Origin of the sequence: Streptococcus sp. CCUG 71758, from assembly GCF_011714815.1 — a bacterium.
GTDB classification, from domain to species: domain Bacteria; phylum Bacillota; class Bacilli; order Lactobacillales; family Streptococcaceae; genus Streptococcus; species Streptococcus halitosis.
Genome location: NZ_RXXO01000005.1, coordinates 72606 through 78858, shown reverse-complemented (window position 1 = coordinate 78858; position 6253 = coordinate 72606). Strand labels below are relative to the sequence as shown.

Sequence of the window (6253 nt, the reverse complement as noted above, 5' to 3'; positions counted from 1 at the left end):
ATCTTCATAACTCAATTTCATAATAAAACACCCCAAAAGTTAGATTCTTTCTGTCTAACTTTTGGGGTGCAGTTCAATTAGAATGGCTATCTTTTTATATGGGTGATAGATTGATATGTTACGAGTGGTTTTATAATCCTAGCTTTCAAAGGCTAAATTGTTCAGTCCCCCGTTTTTGTTTACTTGAATTTTAAGAGGGTGTTGAGTAGTTTCCCCTTAAATGTTTTGTTTTGATAGGCGATTGTGAGGGAATTAAAAAATTCAACTGCTAGGTGTTCCTGGTGACCGAACTCCATCTAGCTTGAGATTGCTTCTGGGGAAAAGACGCCTAATTTGATGCGGAGTCCACCTTTTTTCATCTTGAACTGATGCATACCATACATCTTGATATCAAGGCTTGGATCGGGCATGAGAGTAGCAGTATCACCTGCCATAGAAATTTTTGTATCAGCATCAGGAATGACTGGTTTTTCAGCATCTAGACTGATAAAGATTTTTTGATAAGTTGGTTGTCCGTACTCTCCAATCAACTTCATCACTTCCTGTCCACCGTGCACCCCAGCAAATACAAAATGTTCAGGGTGAACTTTAGAAGGGAGCGCTTCGTCGCCATTTGAGAGAGTTGTTCTAGACTTGTTTGCTTGTTTTCAAAACGCTGCGTCAGAAGTGTCTCAAAGAGTTGCAATTCTCGGTCAATCAGTTGCTCTGCCAAGTCATACTTGTCTAGGTAGTGTGCATAAAAGGTCCCTTTGCTGATGAGGCACTCCTTTATAAGGAGAGTTGTGGTCAGCTTTTCAAATGGCATCTCAGCTAACATTCTTAAAAAAGTAGCTTCGATTCGTTGTTTGGTTTTGATGACACGGGCATCGGTCTTGTTTTCTTTCATAGAAATACTATATCATAAGATTTATGCTCATTTTACCATAAAAGTATCTATTCATGTACAAGTGTAGGAGTTTTAGTCTGTTTAGAACAACTCCCAATTAGGTCTTGAAAATTTCTTAGTCTGTTTCATATAAAAATGCGTGAAATGGATTTCCATTGCTAAGGTCATTAGAGTTGCGATAGCAATGACGATGGTAGGATTGGCTGAGAAAAGTAGAGGAAGAATAGGCCTTTAAAAAGTGGACGGGAAAGACCATTTCGGAGTATCGAGAAGAGATTTAGAAACAGCCCTAAAAGTAATAGCTATCCATTATAAGCATCAGATAATAATGTCTGGTGCTCTATTTTTTAAAGAATTTAACCCTTTCTCTTGACAAGTGAGTAATCACTCACTATAATGGGTTTATATTTAGTAAGTGAGTAACCACTCACCAAAGGAGGAAGTAAATGAAAACATTACTACATTTACAAGATTTAGTAAAATCTTTTGACCATCAAATAGTTCTGAATCATGTCAGCTTTGAATTGCAGCCAGGAGAAATTATAGGCTTAATTGGTCCGTCTGGTGCTGGTAAATCAACTATGATTAAGACTACGTTAGGAATGGAAAAGGCTGATGGAGGCGTAGCTTTAGTGTTAAATCACACTATGCCCAATCGCCATATTTTAGGAGATATTGGCTATATGGCCCAATCAGATGCTTTATACGAGTCCTTGTCAGGCCAAGAAAATCTGGAATTTTTTGGTCAGCTAAAGGGGCTTTCTAAAAAAGACCTAAAGGCGGAAATTGCTTATATAGCTCAAGTAGTAGATCTGACAGACTACTTAAACAAGGCGGTATCTGGTTATTCTGGAGGAATGAAACGGCGTTTGTCTCTTGCTATCGCGCTGTTAGGAAATCCTCAACTCTTGATTTTGGACGAACCGACAGTTGGAATCGACCCTTCTCTTCGAAAGAAAATCTGGAAAGAATTATTCGCGCTTAGAGACAATGGGGTAGGGATATTAGTTACTACCCATGTTATGGATGAAGCAGAGTTGACGGATAAGGTCGGCTTATTATTAGGCGGAAAAATCATTGCTTTTGATACACCGCAACACTTAAAAGAAAGTTATCAAGTTTCAAGTATTGAAGAAGTATTTTTAAAAGCAGAAGGTGAGTAAAATGAGAACAATAGCGATTGCAAAAAAAGTCATCAAAGAATTACTTCGTGACAAACGAACTCTAGCCCTGATGTTTATAGCACCTGTTTTTATCATGTGGTTGATGAACCTCATGTTTTCAGCTAGTACAACCGTGAATGTCAAGTTGGCAACACAAGATCTACCAACTGGTTTGGTAACGAAAATGGATGAGCTCGATCATGTGGACGTCGAGACTTATCAAGACTTAGATCAAGCCAAAGAAGCGCTAGCAAATGAAAAAGTCGATGCTGTGATTTCTTATAAAAACGGTGAGTACCAGGTCGACTACGCAAACACAGATGCCTCCAAGACCTCTATGATACGACAAGTGTTACGGACAAGTATCGCCAGTGAAGGCACCGATCAGTTAGTATCTCGTGTTAAACAAGCTCTTCCACAATTGGACTCGGACGCAAAAACACCAGAAATCAAGGAGTCTTACCAGTATGGAGATGAAAATACAAGCTTCTTTACCAGTATGATTCCGGTTTTGATAGGTTTTGTAGTTTTCTTCTTTGTCTTTTTGATTTCAGGTATGGCGCTTTTGAAAGAACGCACCAGTGGAACACTAGAACGTTTGTTAGCAACACCAGTGAAACGATCTGAAATCGTCTATGGCTATATGTTGTCTTACGGTATTATTGCGATTTTTCAAACGGCAGTTGTCGTTTTAGCAGCAATTTGGCTACTAGATGTAGAAGTTGTAGGAAGTATTTTAAATGTTATAATAGTTAATGTGGTACTGGCTCTTGTAGCACTAGCTTTTGGAATTCTCTTGTCTACTCTAGCAAAATCAGAATTCCAAATGATGCAATTTATTCCTCTCGTGATTATGCCCCAACTTTTTTTCTCAGGAATTATTCCATTGTCATCCATGGGAGAATGGGCTCCAACTGTGGGGAAATTTTTGCCATTAACCTATTCTGGTGATGCAATAAGCCAGATTATTCTTTACGGACACAATCTTGGTGATATTTTGCCAAATCTTGGTGTTTTAATGATTTTCTTGATTATTTTAACAATTCTTAATATTGTTGGATTGCGTCGTTATCGTAAAGTTTAGAAATCAATATAAATAATGCTAAAAAGGTGTGAAGATTAGATGGATAAGACTGTTTTTGAATCGTTTGAAGATTACTTAGAAGAAGCGAATTACCCTCAAGGAAAGAAAAAAATCATGCAGGCAGCAGTGGATCTCATATCAACCAGGAGTTACCATGGGACCTCAACTCTTCACATAGCTGAGCGTGCTGGACTAAGCCAGGCAACTTTGTTTAAGTATTTTAAGACGAAGGATGATCTACTGACGGCTATTTTACATCCTGTAGTCCCAGGCATTCTCGGTAGTTTTTTTGAGGAACTCTTAGCTTTTGAAACGACAGAAGAGAGGGTTCGTTATCTCGTCCATAATCGTATGAGCTATCTCAAAAAAAATCGTGCCTTGATGAAAATCATTCTACAAGAGAGTTTTTCAAATAAAAAACTAAAAAATGAACAGATTTTTATCTGGAATGCTATTCAAGATAAACTTCGAGTGCTTCATAAGGAATTGCTAGCAGATCCACGTGTAAATCCAGAGATAACGATTCCTCAAATGGTTCGCATCTGTATAGGTCCATTGTTAGCTTACTTCTCTCAACTATATATCATTGGTGACAATGTCGAAATTAGTGAAGAGGACTTAGGCTTATTGGAAAAACAAATCTTAGGTGGTTTGTGGAAATAAGGGAGTTCTAGAAGAACTAAGGTTTATTTACTTAACTTTCAAACAAGCTAAAAAAGACATGTTCTGCTTATTTCAGATTCATGTCTTTTTGTTATTGGATTTGATATGTTTTTATAAGTCCTCAATCACTTTGCCAAAACAGAAGCCGACTTCTCCAGCGGTGCAACGATTTCTCAAGTGTATAGAAGAGGAGATTTCTGGATTGCTAAAGTCGACTCCTTGACACTCCGTCAGCTTTTGATACAATAGTACAAAATTAGAGGAGGTGAGCTATGATTCAGAAGCATGCGATTCCCATTTTAGAGTTTGATGACAATCCCCAGGCGGTCCTTATGCCAACACATGAGGGGCTAGATTTAAAGTTACCAAAGAAGTGTATCTATGCGTTTTTGGAGGAGGAGGTTGACCGCTATGCTAAGGAAGTAGGGGCGGACTGTGTTGGTGAGTTCGTTTCGGCCACCAAGACTTATCCAGTCTATGTCCTCAACTACAAGGGCGAGGAGATCTGTCTGGCCCAGGCGCCCGTGGGCTCTGCCCCAGCGGCCCAGTTTATGGATTGGTTAATTGGCTATGGTGTGGAGCAAATCATCTCTACTGGTACCTGTGGCGTCCTAGCCGATATAGAGGAGAATGCCTTTCTCATCCCTATTTGCGCTCTGCGAGATGAGGGGACTAGCTACCATTATGTAGCATCTTCTCGTTATATGGAGATACAGATTGAGGCTATCTCTGCCATTGAGCAAGTCTTGGAACAAAGAGGCATTCCTTATGAGGAAGTTATGACCTGGACGACAGATGGTTTTTACCGAGAGACGACTGAAAAGGTTGCCTATCGCAAGGAAGAAGGCTGTGATGTTGTGGAGATGGAGTGCTCTGCTCTTGCGGCAGTAGCTCAGTTACGTAGGGTTGTCTGGGGAGAACTGCTCTTTACTGCAGATTCCTTGGCGGATCTAGATAACTACGACAGTCGTGACTGGGGTTCAGAAGCTTTTGATAAGGCGCTTGAACTCTGTCTTGCTATTGTGCACCACATGTGAGTACTCTTACTGTTTTTATGGTACAATGTAGCTATGGTATTCAAATCATTTTTTGAAAAAATAAAGACGACGCTAGTTCGATTATCACCAGCTCGTCGCATCTTTTTAAGTTTTGCCCTAGTAATCTTCTTGGGTTCTCTCCTTTTAAGCCTACCCTTGGTTCAAGCAGCAACATCACAAGCGACCTACTTTGACCATCTCTTTACGACTGTGTCCATGGTCTGTGTGACAGGGCTCTTCACCCAGCCGGTGGCCTCTACTTACAATATCTGGGGCCAGTTGATTTGCATGCTGTTGATCCAGATCGGTGGATTGGGGCTTATGACCTTTATTGGAATCTTTTATATCCAAGGGAAACAAAAGCTCAGTCTTCGTAGCCGTGAGACTATTCAAGAAAGTTTTAGTTATGGGGAAACCCAGTCCTTAAGGGACTTCATCCGCTCGATCTTTTTGACGACTTTTCTGGTAGAAGGGCTCGGTGCCTTTCTCCTGAGTTTCCGCTTCATTCCTGAATTTGGCTGGGGTCGAGGGATGTTAACCTCTATCTTTTTGGCTGTTTCCGCTTTCTGTAATGCTGGATTTGATAATTTTGGAAGTACGAGTTTGGTAGCCTTTCAAACGGATCCCTTGATCAATCTAGTGATTGCAGGTTTGATTATCACGGGGGGGCTAGGATTTATGGTCTGGTTTGACCTAGCGACCCAGTTTGGGAAAAAGAAAAAACGGCGCCTACGTTTCCATACCAAGTTGGTTCTCTTTTTAACAGCGGGGATTTTGCTCTTTGGAACAGTATCGACTCTCTTAATTGAGTGGAGTAATCCTGGGACGATTGGAAATCTCAGCGCTCCAGAGAAACTGCTGGTCAGTTTCTTTCAGACTGTCAGCATGAGAACGGCAGGTTTTGCCTCTATTGACTACACCCAGGCTCGACCAGTTACCTTACTGATCTACATTTTGCAGATGTTTCTGGGCGGGGCACCTGGAGGGACAGCAGGGGGACTCAAGATTACGACCTTCTTTGTCTTGTTGGTCTTTGCTCGTAGTGAACTATTGGGCTTGCCTCATGCCAATGTGGCTCGGAGAACTATTGAACCTCGAACCGTGCAAAAATCTTTCAGTGTCTTTATTATCTTCTTGCTGACTTTCTTACTGGGCTTGATTTTACTAGGGATAACAGCAGAAGGAAATCCGCGCTTTATCTATCTCATGTTTGAGACCATTTCAGCACTTGCTACTGTTGGGGTAACGGCAAATTTAACACCAGAGTTAGGTAAGTTAGCCCTTAGTATCGTTATGTTGCTGATGTTTATTGGCCGTATTGGCCCCTTGACACTACTGGTCAGCTTAGCAGAATATAAGCCAGACAAGAAAGATTTGATTCACTATATGAAAGCAGATATCACTATCGGATAAGAAAGGA

6 protein-coding genes and 2 pseudogenes are annotated in these 6253 nt (G+C 40.7%); 5 read left to right on the top strand and 3 right to left on the bottom strand.

From position 1 onward, the window contains the following. Positions 1–296: 296 nt before the first annotated feature. The 3 genes and pseudogenes from EKB01_RS08405 to EKB01_RS09390 all read right to left on the bottom strand — a co-directional run. Positions 297–536 carry a hypothetical protein gene (locus EKB01_RS08405; RefSeq protein WP_243830660.1) on the bottom strand — a complete coding sequence of 80 codons (240 nt, stop codon included), beginning with the start codon at positions 534–536 and terminating at the stop codon, positions 297–299. A gap of 107 nt (positions 537–643) precedes the next feature. Beyond that, positions 644–886 (bottom strand): annotated as a pseudogene (locus tag EKB01_RS08400) (TetR/AcrR family transcriptional regulator); the annotation flags it as partial. A gap of 81 nt (positions 887–967) precedes the next feature. Continuing rightward, positions 968–1111 (bottom strand): annotated as a pseudogene (locus EKB01_RS09390) (low temperature requirement protein A); the annotation flags it as partial. A 221-nt stretch (positions 1112–1332) separates the two neighbouring features. Between EKB01_RS09390 and EKB01_RS08390 the strand changes: the two are divergent. The 5 genes from EKB01_RS08390 (at position 1333) to EKB01_RS08370 (ending at position 6246) form a co-directional block, all read left to right on the top strand. Then, positions 1333–2049: an ABC transporter ATP-binding protein gene (locus EKB01_RS08390; protein WP_000854375.1), complete on the top strand. Its 717-nt coding sequence runs from the start codon at positions 1333–1335 to the stop codon at positions 2047–2049. 1 nt (position 2050) lies between these two features. Further along, positions 2051–3133, top strand: a complete 1083-nt coding sequence (locus EKB01_RS08385; RefSeq protein ID WP_033583591.1) for an ABC transporter permease — start codon at positions 2051–2053, stop codon at positions 3131–3133. Between the two features lie 39 nt (positions 3134–3172). Next, a complete protein-coding gene (locus EKB01_RS08380) occupies positions 3173–3796 on the top strand; it encodes a TetR/AcrR family transcriptional regulator (RefSeq protein WP_049530157.1) in 624 nt (207 codons plus the stop codon). Between the two features lie 272 nt (positions 3797–4068). Continuing rightward, complete coding sequence (locus EKB01_RS08375) at positions 4069–4833, top strand: nucleoside phosphorylase (RefSeq protein ID WP_033583595.1); 765 nt, start codon at positions 4069–4071, stop codon at positions 4831–4833. 33 nt (positions 4834–4866) lie between these two features. After that, on the top strand, positions 4867–6246 hold the full coding sequence (locus EKB01_RS08370; protein WP_033583597.1) for a potassium transporter TrkG: 1380 nt from the start codon (positions 4867–4869) through the stop codon (positions 6244–6246). The last annotated feature ends 7 nt before the right edge of the window (positions 6247–6253 follow it).

Bases quoted from the DNA above. Each gene is read 5' to 3' on its own strand.
- EKB01_RS08405 (WP_243830660.1), bottom strand. From the start codon at position 536: ATGAAGTTGATTGGAGAGTACGGACAACCAACTTATCAAAAAATCTTT.
- EKB01_RS08390 (WP_000854375.1), top strand. From the start codon at position 1,333: ATGAAAACATTACTACATTTACAAGATTTAGTAAAATCTTTTGACCAT.
- EKB01_RS08385 (WP_033583591.1), top strand. From the start codon at position 2,051: ATGAGAACAATAGCGATTGCAAAAAAAGTCATCAAAGAATTACTTCGT.
- EKB01_RS08380 (WP_049530157.1), top strand. From the start codon at position 3,173: ATGGATAAGACTGTTTTTGAATCGTTTGAAGATTACTTAGAAGAAGCG.
- EKB01_RS08375 (WP_033583595.1), top strand. From the start codon at position 4,069: ATGATTCAGAAGCATGCGATTCCCATTTTAGAGTTTGATGACAATCCC.
- EKB01_RS08370 (WP_033583597.1), top strand. From the start codon at position 4,867: ATGGTATTCAAATCATTTTTTGAAAAAATAAAGACGACGCTAGTTCGA.